The organism is Thiothrix winogradskyi (assembly GCF_021650935.1).
GTDB classification, from domain to species: Bacteria; Pseudomonadota; Gammaproteobacteria; order Thiotrichales; family Thiotrichaceae; genus Thiothrix; species Thiothrix winogradskyi.
This window is the reverse complement of sequence record NZ_CP091244.1, coordinates 399,013-417,640: the sequence shown is the minus strand read 5'-3', so window position 1 is coordinate 417,640 and position 18,628 is coordinate 399,013. Positions and strand designations below refer to the sequence as shown.

At 52.7% G+C, this 18,628-nt stretch carries 16 protein-coding genes; 9 read left to right on the top strand and 7 right to left on the bottom strand.

The window, feature by feature from the left end:
• Window position 1: 1 nt before the first annotated feature.
• The 4 genes from L2Y54_RS02350 to L2Y54_RS02335 form a co-directional block, all read right to left on the bottom strand.
• Entirely contained in the window at window positions 2-274 is a 273-nt protein-coding gene (locus L2Y54_RS02350; RefSeq protein WP_202718742.1) for a YiaA/YiaB family inner membrane protein, read from the bottom strand.
• A 132-nt stretch (window positions 275-406) separates the two neighbouring features.
• The gene (locus L2Y54_RS02345) at window positions 407-1,267 is read right to left on the bottom strand and encodes a class I SAM-dependent methyltransferase (RefSeq protein WP_236499607.1); all 861 of its coding nucleotides are present in this window, start codon (window positions 1,265-1,267) and stop codon (window positions 407-409) included.
• Window positions 1,264-2,022, bottom strand: coding sequence for a helix-turn-helix domain-containing protein (locus L2Y54_RS02340; RefSeq protein WP_236499606.1), 759 nt, complete (start codon window positions 2,020-2,022; stop codon window positions 1,264-1,266). The genes L2Y54_RS02345 and L2Y54_RS02340 overlap by 4 nt, the downstream gene beginning before the upstream one ends.
• Window positions 2,023-2,105: 83 nt before the next feature.
• Complete coding sequence (locus L2Y54_RS02335) at window positions 2,106-2,660, bottom strand: DUF6174 domain-containing protein (protein ID WP_236499605.1); 555 nt, start codon at window positions 2,658-2,660, stop codon at window positions 2,106-2,108.
• A gap of 130 nt (window positions 2,661-2,790) precedes the next feature.
• Between L2Y54_RS02335 and L2Y54_RS02330 the strand changes: the two genes are divergently transcribed.
• Window positions 2,791-3,213 carry an HIT domain-containing protein gene (locus L2Y54_RS02330; RefSeq protein WP_236501984.1) on the top strand — a complete coding sequence of 141 codons (423 nt, stop codon included), beginning with the start codon at window positions 2,791-2,793 and terminating at the stop codon, window positions 3,211-3,213.
• A gap of 42 nt (window positions 3,214-3,255) precedes the next feature.
• Here L2Y54_RS02330 and L2Y54_RS02325 read toward each other — a convergent pair whose 3' ends face one another.
• The gene (locus tag L2Y54_RS02325; RefSeq protein ID WP_236499604.1) at window positions 3,256-4,173 is read right to left on the bottom strand and encodes a phosphoribulokinase; all 918 of its coding nucleotides are present in this window, start codon (window positions 4,171-4,173) and stop codon (window positions 3,256-3,258) included.
• 489 nt (window positions 4,174-4,662) lie between these two features.
• Here L2Y54_RS02325 and rimO point away from each other — a divergent pair, with 489 nt between their 5' ends.
• Window positions 4,663-5,973, top strand: a complete 1,311-nt coding sequence (gene rimO, locus L2Y54_RS02320) for a 30S ribosomal protein S12 methylthiotransferase RimO (RefSeq protein ID WP_236499603.1) — start codon at window positions 4,663-4,665, stop codon at window positions 5,971-5,973.
• A gap of 459 nt (window positions 5,974-6,432) precedes the next feature.
• Here the strand turns inward: rimO and L2Y54_RS02315 are convergent, their stop codons facing one another.
• Complete coding sequence (locus L2Y54_RS02315) at window positions 6,433-7,956, bottom strand: D-alanyl-D-alanine carboxypeptidase/D-alanyl-D-alanine-endopeptidase (RefSeq protein WP_236499602.1); 1,524 nt, start codon at window positions 7,954-7,956, stop codon at window positions 6,433-6,435.
• A 275-nt stretch (window positions 7,957-8,231) separates the two neighbouring features.
• Between L2Y54_RS02315 and L2Y54_RS02310 the strand changes: the two genes are divergently transcribed.
• The 7 genes from L2Y54_RS02310 to L2Y54_RS02280 are packed head-to-tail and all read left to right on the top strand — an operon-like array spanning window position 8,232 to window position 17,381.
• Window positions 8,232-8,963: a septal ring lytic transglycosylase RlpA family protein gene (locus L2Y54_RS02310; RefSeq protein ID WP_236499601.1), complete on the top strand. Its 732-nt coding sequence runs from the start codon at window positions 8,232-8,234 to the stop codon at window positions 8,961-8,963.
• Window positions 8,964-9,016: 53 nt separating this feature from the next.
• A complete protein-coding gene (locus L2Y54_RS02305; protein ID WP_236499600.1) occupies window positions 9,017-10,729 on the top strand; it encodes a sensor histidine kinase in 1,713 nt (570 codons plus the stop codon).
• On the top strand, window positions 10,726-12,081 hold the full coding sequence (locus tag L2Y54_RS02300) for a sigma-54-dependent transcriptional regulator (protein WP_236499598.1): 1,356 nt from the start codon (window positions 10,726-10,728) through the stop codon (window positions 12,079-12,081). Before L2Y54_RS02305 ends, L2Y54_RS02300 begins: the two co-directional genes overlap by 4 nt.
• A 60-nt stretch (window positions 12,082-12,141) precedes the next feature.
• Window positions 12,142-12,507, top strand: coding sequence for a DUF6164 family protein (locus L2Y54_RS02295; RefSeq protein WP_236499596.1), 366 nt, complete (start codon window positions 12,142-12,144; stop codon window positions 12,505-12,507).
• Window positions 12,508-12,512: 5 nt separating this feature from the next.
• On the top strand, window positions 12,513-15,272 hold the full coding sequence (gene polA / locus L2Y54_RS02290; RefSeq protein WP_236501983.1) for a DNA polymerase I: 2,760 nt from the start codon (window positions 12,513-12,515) through the stop codon (window positions 15,270-15,272).
• Window positions 15,273-15,307: 35 nt separating this feature from the next.
• The gene (gene acuI, locus L2Y54_RS02285) at window positions 15,308-16,291 is read left to right on the top strand and encodes an acrylyl-CoA reductase (NADPH) (RefSeq protein ID WP_236499594.1); all 984 of its coding nucleotides are present in this window, start codon (window positions 15,308-15,310) and stop codon (window positions 16,289-16,291) included.
• Between the two features lie 13 nt (window positions 16,292-16,304).
• Window positions 16,305-17,381, top strand: coding sequence for a DUF3616 domain-containing protein (locus L2Y54_RS02280; protein ID WP_236499593.1), 1,077 nt, complete (start codon window positions 16,305-16,307; stop codon window positions 17,379-17,381).
• On the opposite strand, the gene L2Y54_RS02275 is transcribed toward L2Y54_RS02280, so the two are convergent.
• Complete coding sequence (locus L2Y54_RS02275) at window positions 17,359-18,585, bottom strand: ATP-binding protein (RefSeq protein WP_236499591.1); 1,227 nt, start codon at window positions 18,583-18,585, stop codon at window positions 17,359-17,361. The genes L2Y54_RS02280 and L2Y54_RS02275 overlap by 23 nt on opposite strands.
• Window positions 18,586-18,628: the final 43 nt, after the last annotated feature.

Here is an 18,628-nt window from a genome sequence, read left to right as displayed (position 1 = left end):
CTTACTCGGCGTATTCTTTGAGGATTTTGTTGGTTTTGGCTTCGCTAATGCGATTCAACAAACGTTGCGCTTCGTGCTCATCCCGCAGGGTTTTCGACAGCATAATAGTGGAGCTGACAAGAAACAGGGAATTTAGGGCGAGATAGCCTTTGGTGAGCAGATTGCCTTCGAGGAAGAAGATGAAAGCTGCCATCCCCACGAGCGCAATGCCGAAGGTGAGTTTGACGAAGAATAACCAGCTACTGGAGTTGGGTAGGGTGATATTGTCGTTCATGGGGTGTTCCTCTGGTTGCGATTAACAGTTGTTATGCTCTGAGAGGAAGATTAGAGGATGGTTGCGTTTGGCGCAACGCGAATGGGAGAAGTTGAAGGTGGCACGGCTTTGAGTATTGTTTGGCAATACCTATTAGGTGTGTTGATGTTTAATTACGCGCAATACATTCCCATAATACAAATCCTTGCCCGTGCGCGTCTGCATCCACAACTCTCGCACATCGCAGTGTTGCGGTTTGAAATACTGATGCGCCAAGCGGGTGATTTCTGGCAAGCCAATCGTGGGCGAATAGGTGTTGAGAATCAGAAACCCGCGAGGCGTTAACAACCCTTGCACGCCTTCCAATAACGCCTCCAGCTTATTGTCGAGCTTCCATTTTTCGCCTTTTTTACCCAAGCCCCACGCGGGCGGGTCCATAATAATGCCGTCGTAATGCCGCCCGCGTTTGAGTTCGCGCTCCACGAATTTGAGCGCATCTTCGCGCACCCATTTAATATCAGCGAGTTTGCTGCGCTCCATATTGGTATGCGCCCAGGTTAGCAATGGCTTGACGGAATCCACATGCAAGGTTTCCGCGCCGGTTTGCCGAGCGCTGCACGAAGCCGCGCCGGTATACGCAAACAGGTTGAGAAAGCGACCTTCAGCGGGCAGGTGTTCCGCAATAAAATCCCAATTGCAGCGCTGTTCGGGGAACAGACCAAGGTGTTTGAAGCGGGTTAATTCGAGCTGGAAACGCAGCCGCTGGTAGCCGATTTCCCAGCTTGTTGGGGCTGCATCGCGCAATGGATGCCACACACCGCTGTGCTTATCGGCTTCGATGAATTCCCAATGCGCCAGTGTGTGCCATTCGCTGTGGGGCTTGCCGGGTTTGAAATAGGCTTGCACGTCGGGGCGAATGGTGAGGATTTTGCCCCAACGTTCCAGCTTTTTGCCGTCGCCCGCGTCGATCAGTTCGTAGTCATCCCAGCCGTGGGTGTAGAGGCGTTGGTTCATGTTTGGCTTCCTTGGCGTACTTTACGCTGATCACCGAATAGGCGTTCGTAATCCCAGTCGCGTATCGCCAGCAGCACGGTCGACCCTTTGCGTTCGCCAATGGGGAGGCTGGCATCATCCTTGCTCAGGGTGTCGAAATCTTTGGCTAATTGCGTCATTTTGCGCTGGAACAGGGCGTTACTGGCATCGCTCAACATGCCATTGAGTACCACCAGTTTTTCGCTGTCTTTGGTGAAACGCGCCCTGAAAAATTCGGTTTCGATTTTAGCGAGAAACAATTTCATGATCGGGCCATCATCGCGCCATTTGAAATTGGGGGCAACCAACAGCTTAATCCGATTGCCTAGCTGTAATTCGATAATGTGTAAGCGGTCAAGGTGTGCAAGGTAGCGGATCACTTGCGCTTCGCTAAAGTTGTAACGGTTGGTAATGTCTTGCCATGACCAGCGATTCAGCACCAGCACAGTGACGAGCAACAGGTGCAAATCGTCAGCAATTTCCTTTTCCTGTGCATGGCTTAACTCGCTGATCGGCTTGGCGTGTTCGGAGCGCATTTCGTGAACGAGATCGGAGATTTCCATGCCCATTAAGGTGCAGATTTTGTCCAGACGTTGCAGCGATAAATCTTGTTCGGAAAACAAGCGTTTGACGCTGGCTTCGGAGAGTTGCAGGCAGGCGGCGACATCAACATAGGTTTTATTGTGGCGCTTGAGGAGCTTTTTTAGGGTGGTGATGAGTTCGGTGGTTTGCGGCATGTGCATAAATTACCGCATTGTCAGCCGTTTGGGTAGGTAGAGACGCAAAATCTTGCGTCTCTACGGGCAGGGTTTGCCTTGGGTTATTTTTTAGTCGATTTTTTGACTTTCTTTTTTGCCTTGGGTTTGGCTTTGGTCACTTCCTTAAAGTCGGACGCGGTGTAATGCATTTCCTCATCGGCTATCTGTAGGTTTTGGTCAACGCTGATTGAGAGTGGGCGACCATTTTGCAGGTCGTATTGCACACTGATGCGTGCCGCTTTGCTGTCAATGGCTTTGCGGATAATGTCGAATAAATCTTCCACGGTTAAGGCATCCGCACGGCGTTCCAGTGCGAGGGCTACGCCGTCGACTGTTGATTTGGTGACGGTGCTGCCTGACACTTCAATCGCAATCGGTTTGCGGAATTCGACGCTGCAAAAACAGGAGCGTTGCAGGGTGTAGCGGTAATGTGCGGGTCTGTGTTGCCGCCATTTGGTTTCAGCAGCAAGCAGATCACGGTTGGCGGCAAAATAGCTTTCGGCAGACGCGGCAGGGTGTTGCACTACTGCGCTGGTATTGTCGGTTACGGCTGGGTTGGTTGCGACACAGCCACTCAGCAAGCCCGCGCAGAGTGTGGTCAGCAATATGTATTTCATGGCAATAATCCCCTTGTAGTTGCTGGTATTGATACAGCAAAAGACCGCCGGAATAGGGGAAAGTTCAGGTGGCTTATGCCAGAATCCAATTATCAGGTTGATGACGCAGGCGACGGATTACGGTGTGAAAATGGAAATAGGCTATCAAGATTTTGTCTTGCACCCGCAATTGGCACAAGACACGCATTGGGTGACGGATTTGGCGCTGTGCCGCGTATTGCTGATGAATGAAGCGCGTTATCCTTGGTTGATTCTGGTGCCACGTCGCGCTGGAATCCGCGAAATCCATGAACTGACTGGTGCAGAACGCCAACAATTATGGGCAGAATCGGATCAGGTCAGTCAGGCGTTAATGGCGTTGTTCCAGCCCTATAAGCTCAATATTGCTGCACTGGGGAATATGGTTGCGCAATTGCACTTACACCACATCGCCCGTTTTCAAACCGATGCTGCATGGCCTGCGCCTGTTTGGGGAAAGTTCCCCCCAGAGCCTTACGCACCTGAAGCCGCAACTGCCCGCTGCGAATCCTTACGTGCCTATCTGCAACGTTAGTCAAAAACCCCTCTCGCTATGAGGCGGAGGGGTTGAAGCCGTTTAAAGCTTATTTTTGGTCTCAATCATTTCATGAATGATGGGGTTCAGGATCAGTTCCATCGCCAGTACCATTTTGCCACCCGGCACGACGATGCTATTGCGGCGTGACATGAAGGAATCGTGAATCATGGAGAGCAGGAACGGGAAGTCCACATTAAACGCTTTGGGGTCAGCGAAGCGGATAATCACGAAACTTTCATCAGCGGTTGGAATATCACGCGCAATAAACGGGTTGGAGGTATCCACCGTTGGCACGCGCTGGAAGTTGATGTGGGTGCGGGAGAATTGCGGGGTGATGTGGTTAATGTAATCCGGCATCCGGCGCATAATCGTATCGACGGTGGCTTCCGGTGAATAGCCGCGTTCGGCATGGTCACGCGAAATTTTCTGAATCCATTCCAGATTGACGCTAGGGACAACACCAATGCCCAGATCCACGTATTTGGCAACGTCATAACCACCGTATTTTTGACTGGGGGAGATGTCTTTCACCAAGCCGTGCAAGCCTTCGTAAAATAGAATGTCGGTGTTAGCTTCCGTGTCTTCCCACGGGGTAAATTCGCCAGAACCGGCGGTGCAAGTGACTCCCATATCCGCCAAACGCTTATTGTGGTGCACGGCTTCAGCATCGTTGTGCAGGTAGTAACGCTTTTTGCCGCTGCCGATTTCGCCATAGCTTTTGAACAAGGCTTCCAGCGCGTGAAAGTCATTAGCCGCTGGGCCAAAATGGCTCAAATTCGTTTCTACCGCAGCACGTTGTTTGAATTCAGTGCGGGTAACGCTATGGAAGCTGTCACCCTCGACCACGGCTGCCGTGATTTTTTCACGGAAGAAAATGTGCTCAAATGCACGTTTGACGAAGGTGGTACCTGCACCAGAGGAACCTGTTACAGCGATAACTGGGTGTTTTTTCGACATTTAATCTTCTCCTCTCAGAATATGAATGCGCAATCGACCAACATTCTAACCAAATGGGCTGGTTGCCTGTATATGCCTTTCGATAGGGATACGCCAAATAGGGTTTTAACAAAAGCTTAATAGTATCTGAATCAGGTGTTTAAGTGGGTTATCCCCATATCCTGTGGATAAGTATGTGGAAAGTTTTGTGAATAATGTTCTGGAAGGCTTGTTGTATAACGATTTTTTACAGATTGATTAAAAATAAAACAGGTAAATTATCCTTTAAAATCAATTGCTTGATTGTCCAATAAGTTTTTGCTTGAGTATTTCAGTCGGGTGTTGAGACGCTTTCACCATATCTTGTGCGGTGTGCATAACTCCATAGCCATTGCGAAAAGTTCTTGACACAAGATGTAGTGTTGCAGCCAATTTGTGCGGATACCAGAGCATAATGTGTCGGGATCCGCTATCATTACCGCCTTTCCAATCACTTACCCGTTATTTGCTATGAAACAAGCTCAGCCCCGTGTCGGTTTTGTCAGTCTCGGTTGCCCCAAGGCATTGGTGGATTCCGAACGCATTCTTACCCAATTGCGTGCCGAAGGTTACGAAATCAGTGGCAGTTACGACGATGCCGATCTGGTGGTGGTGAATACCTGCGGTTTTATTGATTCTGCGGTAGAAGAGTCGCTGGAAGCCATCGGCGAAGCGCTCGATGAAAACGGCAAAGTGATTGTGACCGGCTGTTTGGGCGCGAATGCAGGCACGGTGCTAGATGCTTACCCCAACGTGCTCGCCGTGACCGGCCCTCATGCGTATGAAGCGGTGATGCAATCGGTGCACCAACATTTGCCACCCTTGCACGACCCATACACGCACCTGATTCCACCGCAAGGGGTGCGCCTGACCCCGCGCCATTACGCTTATCTGAAAATTTCGGAAGGCTGTAACCACCGCTGTTCCTTCTGCATTATTCCCTCCTTGCGTGGCGATTTGGTGTCGCGCCCGATTGGGGATGTATTGCAGGAAGCCGAAAATCTGGTGAATGCCGGGGTGAAAGAATTATTGGTGATTTCGCAAGACACCAGCGCGTATGGGATTGATGTGAAATACCGGACGGGTTTCTGGCAAGGTCGCCCGATCAAAACGCATTCGCAGCAATTAGCGGAAGCTTTGGGTGACATGGGCGTGTGGGTGCGTTTGCATTATGTCTACCCGTATCCGCACGTCGATAACCTGTTGCCGTTAATGGCGGAAGGCAAAATTTTGCCGTATTTGGATATTCCCTTTCAACACGCTAGCCCCACGGTCTTGAAAAACATGCGCCGCCCAGCTCATGCGGAAAAAGTGCTGGAACGTTTGGGCAAATGGCGGGCAACCTGCCCGGAGATTGCAGTACGCAGCACCTTCATTGTGGGTTTCCCCGGTGAAACGGAAGATGACTTTGAAACCTTGCTGGATTTCCTAGAGGAGGCGCAACTCGACCGCGTAGGCGCGTTCACCTATTCGCCAGTTAAGGGCGCAGACGCTAACGCTATCGACGGCGCAGTGCCGGAAGAGGTCAAGGAAGAGCGTCTGGAACGTTTCATGGAATTACAAGCCGAAATCAGCGCTGCCAAGCTCAGCCGTTTGATTGGCAAAACGATGACGGTACTGGTGGACGAGGCGGGTGACGGGCAAAGTATTGCACGTACTCACCGTGACGCACCCGAAATTGACGGGCAAGTGATCATCGAAGGTGTCGAGTTACCGGTGGGTGAATTTGTGCAAGTGCACATTACCCACGCTGATGAACATGACCTGTGGGGAAAAATTTAATCATTATCAATAAGATAATTTAGTTTGCCCAACTCGTTCTATTTATTTACTCTAAGAATCGAACTTTTGGCAACATGAGTTGACTAAAAATAGAACGATTGAGAATGGCGCTACACCGATATTTTTTGTGCATAAAGTGATCATGGTCACTGTACTGTACTCAAAGCATCCATTAATATAGCTAATAACTATTTAATGACGCGCCTGCATAAGGGCTAACGAAGATGATTAAGGCATTCAACCAATTATGTAGTGCTATCTTGGCGAATTTGCATGATGCACTGCCAATACTCGTGATTATTATTTTTTATCAGATGACGATTCTTGAAATTCCACTCGCAGAAATTGTGGGCATGTTGGGGTGGTTGTTATTTGTCTCATTTGGTCTGGTAATGATTCTCTGAAAAACAAAAACCCCGCATCAGCGGGGTTTTTATTAATGCACTAAGCAATTAACAATTATTGTACACTGGCGACATTGTTTTGCGCACCGTAGTACACCCATTCCACCAGATCATCATGCGCTTCTTTGGCAGTCGCACGGATGCTGGCATCATTGTGCAATAACGCCACCACGTAAGTTTGCCCGTTTGCTGCGGTTAAGTAACCCGCGAGGGCGCGAACATCGCGCAAGGTGCCAGTTTTGAACTTGCCGCGCCCGGCAAGATTTTTCAGACGGCCTTTGACAGTGCCATCCACCCCTAATACCGCCATTGAGCGCATCAGTTCATCACGGTAAGGGCTGTTATAAGCGTCTACCAGCATTTCGCCCATTTCACGGGTGGAAATGCGTTCCACGCGGCTGAGACCCGAACCATTTTCAATTTTCAGGTTGGAAAAGCGCAAACCCCGGCTTTCCATGAATTGCCCGACTGCGCCCGCGCCTTTCTGGGTAGTACCGGGAGCGCCGAATTGTTTTGCCCCCATCGAGAGCAAGACTTGGCGGGCTTTGACATTGTTGCTGTCTTTATTGATTTCGACCAGCACATTACTCAACGGTTGGGAATGGTGAGTGCTGACCAATTGTGCTCCGGCGGGGACAGGCTGTATTTGTAAGCCACCACTTAGATGACCACTCATTTCACCTACCCAGATTTTCCAGAAGTCGCCGAACAAGTTGGCATTTAAATCACTGCTATTGCGTGGCGGAATCGGGCAGATTTTTTGGATTTGACCAGCTTTGTTGCGCATTTCATAGCAACTGCCGCGTTCGTTGTACAGCAGGGCTTCCGGCTGTGCGTTATAATCCGCCCCAGTTTTGCCGTCAATCGCCGCTTGTGGGGGGACGTGGAAGTAGCTTTTGTCGATGACAAAGTTCCCGGCGATATTGCGGATGCCCCGCTCCCGCAATGCTTGCAGTAATTGCCGGAAATCAGCTTCGCGGAAGTCGGGGTTGCCATAACCTTTGATAATGACATCGCCTTGCAGCGTGTCACCAGCGACATTACCCAGTGTGTAGATCTCCGTCGGCCAGCGGTAATCAGGGCCTAATACGCCTAAGGCAGCGTAGCTGGTCACCAATTTCATGGTGGAAGCGGGGTTGCGGGGCGCATCGGCATAGGCTACCAATAAGGGCTGACCGCCATTGACCGGGCGTACATAAGCCCCAAGGTTTTGTTCTGACAAGCCCCGCAGCCGTAAGCTGCTGGCAATATTGTCAGGTAGACTGTTGAGTTTTCCCGGACCCCGGTAAGTTTTATCACCGCCCGCTGCTTTGAATTGTGTGGGGGATATTTGTGCGGCTGGGTGTGATTGGTGTTCATTTTGGTTAAAAGCAGCAAGCTGTCGTGGCTCTTGCGCCCACGTGTTGATGGGGGCTTGCTGTTGTGGTGCTCGTTGGCGCGATGCACTGGATGCGGTATCCCCAAACAACTCGCTTTGGGTATGAGTGGCAACCGCTGTGCCAGGTTGTACATTTTGTGAACTGCAAGCAGCCATCGAAACTGACAACGCCAGTAATGTGCTAATGTGCAAAATTCGCATAGATTCCCCGTTCTTCATGTTCCTGTACCTAATAATTCTAGCGCCCCGTCGGAAAACGGTGGGATAAAAATCGGATATTGTAAGCCCTGTTGACTAATAAGTCTGTCATAACCCGCATAAATAGAGCCTTAATTTGCCCAAAAAGTTCAATCGTCAACTGAAATTGTCCGTGTGCATTGGTATGCGTTGGTAGCGGAATCGCTTTACAATCCAGCACAGCGTGCTATGATTTTTAAAGACTTATTCTTTATTTAGTCGGAGGAATGGATATAACAATGAAAATACAACAACCCAAATGGTCAGGCTGGACACGCAGCATTAGTATTGGTCTGACGACACTGGCTTTAGCCGTGACATTCAGTTTGCCTGCTGCCGCGTTAGCTAAAGAGAAAGCGCCTAGCGCCAAGGTCTCGAAACAAAAGTCCGCTAAAGCAGCCAGTCACAAAGCGGTGAAAGCCAAGGCGAAGCTAAAAGCCAAAACTAAGGCAAGCAAGCCTACTAAAAAACGCTTACTGAGTAAGAAACGTCAGCAGTCAAGCCAGGTTGTGTGGAATAACGCCCACGAATCCAAGCAGGCGTATTACATCATGCCTGAATCCTTGGGCGGCAAGGTTGCAACCCCGCAAGCTCAGCCCGATTATATTCAGGTAAGTGCTCACCAACGCACTGCCGACACTTCCCCTCCCGCTCGCACGACCAAGACCCCCGCCAAATCTCACCAAGTCGGTACTGCCTCTTTCTACAGTGATAAGTTTCATGGGCGTAAAACTGCCAGTGGTGAGCGTTTTGACCAGAATGATTTGACCTGTGCCCACGGCAGCTTACCGTTTGGTTGCCGTATTCGTGTCACGAATTTGCGCAACAATAAAACGGTGGAGGTCAAAGTCAACGATAGAGGTGGTTTCCACAAACACGGGCGTGTGATTGACTTATCCAAGGCTGCGGCGAAAGAAATTGGTATGGTCAGCACAGGAACCGCCAAAGTCAAAGTCGAGGTATTGGAATAAACCATTACTGGCGTTTCCTCACGCACAGTCGCACGGTTGCCTTGGTTGCAATCGTGCTGTTCGCGGCGCTCACGTTAACCACGGTTTCTTACGCCGTTTACCAAAATGCTGAACGGCGTTTGCAGCAAAAGACCGAGGCATTGTCACAGCAATTGGTGGGGCAATTAACCGCCGAGTTAGAAAAACACCGCTACCTGCCGGAATTATTGGGGCAAGACCCGGAAGCTCGCGCACTTTTAGCCAGCGATACCCCCGACCCCGAACGCCTAGCCGATTTCAACCGCACGCTCGAAACCGCCAGCCGCATTGCCGGGACAGCGGATATTTACCTCATGCGTGCCGATGGCATGACCATTGCGGCGAGTAACTGGAATACCCAAGCCTCCTTTATTGGCAAGAACTTTGCGTTTCGGCAATATTTTCAGCAAGCGATGCAAGGGCAGTTGGGGCGTTATTATGCGTTGGGTACAACCTCGAAAAAACGCGGTTACTATTTCGCCAATGCTATTCCTGATGCACAAAGTAAGCCCTTGGGCGTGATGGTAGTCAAAGTCGACATTGATACCCAAGAAGCGCAACAATGGCAGCAAGACAGCGCCGAATTCATGGTGACGGATCCCGACGGTGTGGTGTTTATGTCCAGCCAATCCGCGTGGCGTTTGCAGGCGTTGCAACCCTTGTCAGCGTTAACGCAAGCCAAGTTATTTCAAAATCAGCGTTACAATCAGCAAACCATTCCTCCCTTGCCTTGGCGGTTACGCATTGATCCAGCATTGGATCTGCAAGGGGTGGATACTGGGCAGTACGATTATTTAGTGCACAAACGCGCGATGCCGTTTATTGAATGGGATGTCTACATCCTCACCGATTGGCGTAGCATTACCCGTCCGGTGCTGGTGACGGTGGCAATCATTGCTTTTATGCTGTTGCTGACCTTGTTATTGGTGTACGTGCTGTGGAAAAATCAGCGCCAACGCCGTGAATACGAGCAAAAAGCCCGCGAAGATTTAGAGGCGAAAGTTGCCGAACGCACCCGCGAATTGCAGCACACCCAAGAAGAATTGGTACAAGCCGCAAAAATGGCAGCCTTGGGGCAGCTTTCCGCTGGCATCAACCACGAACTCAATAACCCGCTGACCGCGATTCGGGCGTATGCCGACAATGCCACGCAATTTCTCGCCATTGGCAAACCGGAAATGGCGCATCACAATTTGTTGGAAATTGTCAGCCTGACTGAACGCATGGCGACCATTACCCGCCAATTGAAAACGTTTTCGCGCAAAAGTGCCGGTCAAATTGAAACCTGTGATTTGCACTGGGCCTTGGATTCGGCATTAAGCATTGTGCAGCCCAAGTTGGCGCAAACCCGCATTGTGTTGGAGCAGCAGCGTGACGCTGCAACGCGCTACGTGCAAGCCGATTTGGTGTGGTTGGAACAAATTCTGGTGAATTTAGTCAGCAATGCCGCCGAAGCCGTGGAAGAACAAGCCGAACCACGGGTGTGGGTAACATTGCAAGCCCACGCCGGGCAGGTGGACATTAGCGTGCGTGATAACGGCACGGGGATTAGCGAAGCCGCCATGCCGCATGTATTTGAAGCGTTTTTCACCACCAAAATCATTGGCAAAGGCTTGGGGTTGGGCTTGTCGATTTCTTACCGGCTGGCGCGTGACATGAACGGGCAGTTACGGGTAGCCAATGCGCTGCAAGGTGGTGCAATATTCACGCTCACTTTGCAACAAGCCGCCGCCGGAGAGACCGAATGATTGCCCCGAATGTTCTGTTGGTTGATGATGAAAAAACAGTCCGCGATGCCACGGCGCAATCGCTGCTGCTGGCGGGGTACGAAGTGCAAACCTTTAGCCGTGCCGCTGACGCTTTGCCATTAATCACGGCGGAATTCGAGGGCGTGATTATTTCCGACATCCGAATGCCGGAAATGGATGGCTTGGAATTTCTGCAACACGTCTTGCGCATCGACCGCGACTTGCCGGTGATTTTGATTAGCGGACACGCGGATGTAGCAACGGCGGTTAGCGCGATTCGCAACGGCGGTTACGATTTGCTGGAAAAACCATTTTCCAACACACAATTGGTGGAAGTGTTGAAACGCGCCAGTGACAAGCGCCGCCTCACCTTAGAAAACCGCGCCTTGAAAGAAGCTTTGGCTAATCAAACCCGCCCCGGCCCGCGCATTATTGGGCAAACCCCAGCGATTATGCTGTTGCGCAAAATGATTACCCGCATTGCGAATGTGAATGCCGATGTGTTGGTCATGGGTGAAACCGGCACGGGCAAAGAGTTGGTGGCGCGTTCCATCCACGAACAAAGCCAGCGTCGTGATCACAATTACGTGGCGATTAACTGCGCGGCTATTCCCGCCAGTTTGTTGGACAGTGAATTATTCGGGCATGAAGCGGGCGCATTCACCGGGGCAAAAGGCAAACGCATTGGCAAGTTTGAACACGCCAATGGCGGCACGCTGTTTCTGGATGAAATCGAAGGAATGCCGCTGACCACGCAAGCGCCGTTATTGCGGGTGCTGCAAGAACGCCAGATTGAACGGCTGGGGTCGAACAAGCTGATTCCGCTGGATATTCGGGTCATCGCCGCCACCAAAGTCGATTTGAAGGATGCTGCCGAACGCGCGGAATTTCGCCGCGATTTGTATTACCGCTTGAATGTGGTGACGCTGGAGATTACTCCGCTGCGAGCGCGACGCGAAGACATTCCATTGCTGTTCCAGCATTTCGTGTTGATTGCGGCGGCGCGTTGTGAAACCGAAGTGCCACCGCTGAATAGTCGCGCCTTGCACGTATTGATGGGGCATGACTGGCCGGGAAATATCCGCGAATTGCGCAATATTGCCGAGCGTTATGTGTTATTGGGGGAGGCTTACAACTTTGATCTGGCAACCTTGATGAACGCGGGTGATCGGCTAGAAGGGCTGTCCTTGACCGAACAAGTGGCGTGTTTCGAGAAAACCTTGATTGCACAGGCATTAAACCACCATCAGGGCAATACCCGCGCGGTGATGGAGGCATTGGATGTGCCCCGCAAGACCCTGACCGACAAAATGAAAAAGTACGGGCTAGAGCGCGAACAGTTTCGGGAATAGACTAGGCTATTACCAAAACATTCCCTCAACGCTGGCAGACAGTAAAACAAGGTAATCCATATGGCTGTTAAATTAATGTCTTTTCGCGATGTGACTGATGAAGAGGCAGAGGAAATTTGTGCCTTGCTGCACACCCATCGGTTTGAATACTACGAAACCCCAAGCGGCAACTGGGGCATTTCAGCACCGATACTCTGGCTATACGAGAGTGATGATTTGCCAGCCGCTCAACAGCTATTAGCCAAGTATCAACAAGAACGCAGCCAACGCATTCAGGCGGAATACGAGCTGCGTCAACAACGTGGCGAGCAGCGTCAATTCTTGGATGAAATCCGCGAATACCCGGTACGGGTTGTTGCCCTATTGTCCCTCGCCGCAGTGGTCGCTTATTTTTCCATTGCGCCATTTCTGGAGATGAGTCCGTGACCTCTATGACGTATACCAGTGCCAAACCGCTCGTCCTCGTGGACGGTTCCTCCTACCTGTTCCGCGCTTTCCACGCGCTCCCCCCGCTGACCAATGCACACGGCGAACCCACCGGCGCAATGCACGGCGTGTTGAATATGCTGGATAAATTGCGCAAGGATTACGACCCCGAACACATGGCGGTGATTTTCGACGCACCCGGCAAAACCTTCCGCGATGACCTTTACCCGCAATACAAAGCCAACCGCCCGCCGATGCCGGACGATTTGCGCTGCCAGATTGAACCCTTGCTGACGATTATTCGGGCGCAAGGCTACCCGCTGCTGATTATTCCTGACGTGGAAGCCGACGACGTAATCGGCACGTTAGCGGCGCAATACGACGGTAAAGTGATTATTTCCACTGGCGACAAAGACATGGCGCAATTGGTGGATGAGCGCGTCCACCTGATCAATACCATGAGCGGGCATTACGCCGACCCCGCTGGCGTGGTGGAAAAATTCGGGGTTGCGCCAGAACGCATCCGCGATTACCTCGCGCTGATTGGCGATACCGTGGATAACGTCCCCGGTGTCAACAAAGTTGGCCCCAAAACAGCAGTCAAATGGCTGGAGGAATACGGTTCGCTGGAAAACATTATGGCGCGAGCCGCCGAGTTCAAAGGCAAAATCGGCGAAAATCTGCGCGAAGCCTTGGCACATTTGCCGCTGTCTTTCGAGCTGGTCACGATTAAGTGCGATGTGGAGCTGGATTTGCAGCCGGAAACGCTGGCGTTTGATCCGCCGGACGTGGAAACCTTGCGGGCGATGTATGAGCGGTATGGGTTTCGGACAAGATTGGCAGCTCTCGCCGCTACCCCCCATCCTAACCTTCCCCCGCAAGGGGGGAAGGAACAAGAGGGCGCGACCGGCGATCTCTTCGCTCCCTGCCCCCCTTGCGGGGGAAGGGTTGGGGATGGGGGGTATTCTTCAATCCTCACACAACCCGACCTAGACGCTTGGCTAATCCGCCTACAAGCCGCCGCTGAATTCGCTTTCGACACCGAAACCACCAGCCTCGATTACATGGAAGCGCAAATCGTCGGCGTGTCTTTCGCCATCACAGCGGGCGAAGCGGCTTACCTGCCATTAGCGCACGATTACCTCGGCGCACCGCCGCAACTCAATCGCGAATCCGTGCTGGCGCAACTCAAGCCCTTGCTGGAAAACCCCGCTATTCGCAAAATTGGGCAAAATCTCAAATACGACCGCAGTGTATTGCTGAATCACGGGATTACCTTGCGTGGTATTGCGCACGACACCATGTTGCAATCGTATGTGCTGGATTCCACTGCCAGCCGCCACGATTTCGACACGCTGTGTGCCAAGTACCTTAACCACACTACCATCAGTTTTGCGGACATTGCGGGGAAGGGCAAAAACCAACTGACGTTTAATCAAGTCGGGTTGGAACAAGCCACCCCTTATGCGGCGGAAGATGCCGATTACACCTTGCGCCTGCATCAACATTTCTGGGCGCAACTGCAAGCCCTCGACGGGCAGCGCAAGCTGTATGAAAGCGTGGAAGTGCCGCTAGTGAGCGTGCTGTCGACGATTGAACGCAATGGGGTGAAAGTCGACGCGGCGATGTTGGCGCGTCACAGCCAAGAACTCGAAACGCGGATGCATTCCGTGATGTTGGAGGCTTACGCGGCGGCGGGGCAGGAATTTAACCTTGCCTCACCCAAGCAATTGGGGGAAATTCTTTACACCAAGCTCGGTTTGACCGCGCCGCGCAAAACCCCCAAGGGTCAGCCGTCTACCGCTGAAGATGTGTTGGAAGAACTCGCGGACATGGGGCATGAATTGCCTAAGCTGATTTTGGTGCATCGCGGTTTGGCGAAACTCAAATCCACTTACACCGACAAATTGCCGCAGCAAATTAACCCGCGTACCGGGCGGGTGCATACCTCTTACCATCAGGCGGTGGCTTCGACGGGGCGGTTGTCGTCGTCAGACCCGAATTTGCAGAATATCCCGATCCGCAATGAGGAAGGGCGGCGCATTCGCCAAGCGTTTATCGCGGAAAGCGGCTGTCAATTGCTGGCGGCGGACTATTCCCAGATCGAATTGCGCATTATGGCGCATTTGTCCCGTGATGCCGGTTTGTTGAATGCGTTTGCGCAAGGGCTGGATGTGCATCGCGCCACGGCTGCTGAAGTTTTCGGTACACCGTTGGCGGAAGTGACCACGGAACAACGTCGGGCGGCGAAAGCAATTAACTTCGGGCTGATTTACGGGATGTCGGCATTTGGTTTGGCAAAACAGTTGGGGGTGGATCGGCGCGATGCGCAAGATTACGTTAATCTGTATTTCGCCCGTTACCCCGGCGTGAAACAGTACATGGATGACACCCGCGAACAGGCACGCGCCCAAGGTTATGTGGAAACGCTGTTCGGGCGGCGTTTGTTCCTGCCGGATATTCATTCAAAAAATGCCGCTACCCGCCAGTATGCCGAACGCACTGCGATTAATGCGCCGATGCAAGGCACGGCGGCAGATATTATTAAAAAGGCGATGCTGGCGGTGGATGCATGGCTGCAAGGCAGCGGCTTGCGCACCAAAATGATTATGCAAGTGCACGATGAACTGGTGTTTGAAGTGCCGGAAAACGAGATGGCAACGGTGCGCGAACAGGTGGTTGCGCTAATGACGAATGCCGCAGTGTTAGCAGTGCCATTGTTAGTGGAGAGTGGGATGGGGAATAATTGGGATGAGGCACATTAAGTGCGTATCCCGCCGATGAATCAAAGGAGAATGTTATGTTTAAAGCGCTAATACTGAGTCAGGTGGAAGGCAAAACCCACGCGGAAGTGCGCCACCTTAACGTGAGCGACTTGCCGGAAGGCGAGGTGTTGGTGGATGTTGCTTATTCCTCGCTCAATTACAAAGACGGCTTGGCAGTGACGGGAACGGGCAAAATTATTCGCTCGTTCCCGATGGTTCCCGGCATTGATTTCGCGGGGACAGTGGCGGAATCCGCTGATGCGCGTTTCAAGGCGGGCGATCCGGTTATCCTCACGGGTTGGGGTGTGGGTGAACGGTATTGGGGCGGTTTTGCGCAGAAAGCACGGGTGAAAGCGGATTGGTTAGTGCCAATGCCTGCGGGCTTGGATGCGAAACAAGCGATGATTATTGGCACGGCAGGTTTCACCGCGATGCTGTGTGTGATGGCGTTGGAAGAGGCGGGGGTGACGCCGGATTCTGGCAAAGTTGTGGTGACAGGCGCGGCAGGGGGCGTGGGCAGCGTGTCGGTATTGCTATTGGCGCAACTCGGCTATCACGTGGTGGCGGTGTCGGGTCGCCCTGAGACGCAGGATTTCCTCACCACGTTGGGCGCAAAAGAATTCATGACCCGCGAAGAAATGAGCCGCCCGGCACACCCGTTGGAAAGCCAGAATTGGGCAGGGGCAGTGGATGTGGTCGGGGGTAGCACGCTGGCGCGGGTACTGGCAGAAATGCAGTACGGCGGCACGGTGGCGGCGTGCGGTTTGGCGGGTGGTTTCGAGCTGAATACCACGGTGATGCCGTTCATTTTGCGCAATGTGAGTTTGCGCGGGGTGGATTCGGTGAGTTGCCCGCAAGAACGGCGGGTGAAGGTGTGGGAACGCCTTGCTGCGGCGATGCCACCCAGTGCGTATGCCGAGCTAGGGTGCGCGATTGCCTTGGAGGAAGTGCCGCAAGCTGCCAAGGATATTTTGGCGGGGCGGATTCAGGGGCGAATGTTGGTGAATTTGAATTTGTGATGGAGGATGTGGCATGACGGCTGTTCACTTTAAATTCGCCCCTGCTGCGCTGGAATGCCGCGATGCGCTGTCTGCCATTGTGCAAATCGGCGACACCTTGTGGGTTGCCAATGACGAAAGCATCCATCTGGAACGCCTTAGCTACCAAGGCTCGGATGCGGATGGCAATCCGCTGTACGCCGCGCATACCCGCTTTGCTTTGCACGATTATTTGTCGTTGCCGGTTGCGGCGGATGCAGAGGATAACGAAGTCGATGTGGAAGGCTTGGCTTACCAGGACGGGTATTTGTGGGTGGTGGGTTCGCACAGCCTCAAGCGCAAGAAGCCGCAGTCGGACAAATCCACCGAAAAAGGTATTGAACGGCTGGTGAGGATTGTTCCTGACCCCAACCGCTACCTGATTGCTCGTATTCCGCTGAACGTGGTCGATGGCATTCCAACATTGCAAACACCGGGGGTACAGTTGCCGCTGCACGCCAACGGCAATGCGTTGATGGAAGCCTTGCGTGATGACCCACATATCAAGCATTTTCTGAAAATCCCCGGCAAAGACAATGGCTTTGATGTGGAAGGTCTGGCGGTGATTGGCAAGCGGCTGTTCCTCGGTTTGCGCGGGCCCGTATTACGCGGCTGGGCGGTGTTGCTGGAAATCGAGTGTGTGGAAGATGACAACGATCCCACCGTGCTGACACTGGCGCGTATCGGCGAGGAAGATCGTCCTTACCGTAAGCATTTCCTGCAATTGGATGGTTTGGGCATCCGCGATTTGTGCGTGCAAGGCGAGGATTTGCTGATCTTGGCAGGACCTACCATGAGTCTGGATGGCCCAGTGCGGGTTTACCGTTGGCAGGGTGGGGCTAAGCCGGATGCGGAAAGCCTGATTCCACGTGCTGTGCTGGAGGTGGTGGCGGAAATTCCACACGGCCATGGGAATGATCACGCTGAGGGGTTGTGTTTGTTTACGCAAGGTAACGATGAAACTGCGTTGCTGGTGGTGTATGACAATGCGGCAGCAGGGCGTAAGCGTGGGGAGAGCGGGGTGTTGGGGGATGTGTTTGTATTACCTTCTATAAGTAGCCCGCCGGAATAGCGTCCACTTCCTGCGAGAGCGGCACATCGGTTTCGCGCAGGCAGATGATTGCGCCATGCCCCGCTTGCCTGTCTAGTTTTTCCAGTACCGTAAAGTGCTTTGCCGCACCCATGTTCGGGCTGGCGGTTTTCTTGAATTCCACCGGATACAGGGTGTTGTCGCGCTCAATCAGCAGGTCGATTTCACGCTGTTCTTTGTCGCGGTAAAAATACACCGCTGGCGTTTGCCCGTTGTGCCACCAGCTTTTGAGGATTTCCACCAGCAGCCAGTTTTCGAGGATTGCGCCGGACATCGCACCTGCTTCCAGCGTTTCCGGCGATGACCATTGGGTGAGATAAGCGCACAAACCCGTGTCGAGGAAATACAGCTTGGGGGTTTTCAGCAGGCGTTTCGTCACGTTGTTGTGATAAGGCTGCAACAGGTAGACGATGCCGGAAGTTTCCAGAATCGACAGCCATGCTTTGGCGGTTTTCTGGTCGATGTCTACGTCCCGTGCAAGATCGGTGTAGTTGAGCAATTGCCCGGTGCGGGCGGCAGCGGCTCGTAGGAATAGCAGGAAGGTGCGTTCGTCGCCGACGCGGGTTAGGTCACGCACGTCGCGCTGCAAATAGGTTTGCAGGTAGGCGTTGTAAAACAGGTCACGCGGCAAGGTGTCATCCAGTGCCATACGCGGGTACGAGCCACGCCAGATGCGGCGGTAAACCTCAGGCAGTGGCAGCGGTTTGCTTGCTTGTTGGCGGGCTTGTTCCAGCCATGCAGGGGTGGGCAGGAAGGGTTGTGCGGTATCCGTTTTGCCGTTGATTTCGGCTTGTGACAAACCCAGCAAATCCAGCACCGCGACACGTCCCGCCAGACTTTCGGTGATGCCTTGCATGAGGTGGAATTTCTGCGAACCTGTCAGCCAGAACATGCCCGGTTGTTTGGCTTTATCCACCAGTAGCTTGATGGCGCGGAATAATTCCGGCGCGTATTGGATTTCATCCACGATCACAGGCGGCGGGTGGCGTTGGAAGAAGAGCGCGGGGTCGGTGCGGGCAAGTGCCGCCTGTTCGGGATCGTCGAGGGTGACGTAGCGGCGGGTAGGTTCGGCACAGGCTTCCAAGAGTGTGGTTTTACCCACCTGACGTGCGCCTGTTAGCAGCAATACGGGGAAAGCTTGGGAGGCGAGTTGGATGGTTTTTTGCAAAGTTCTGTGTGTAAACATGGAGTTGACCAATCTGGAATATTATTCCAGTTTAGTCGAGAAT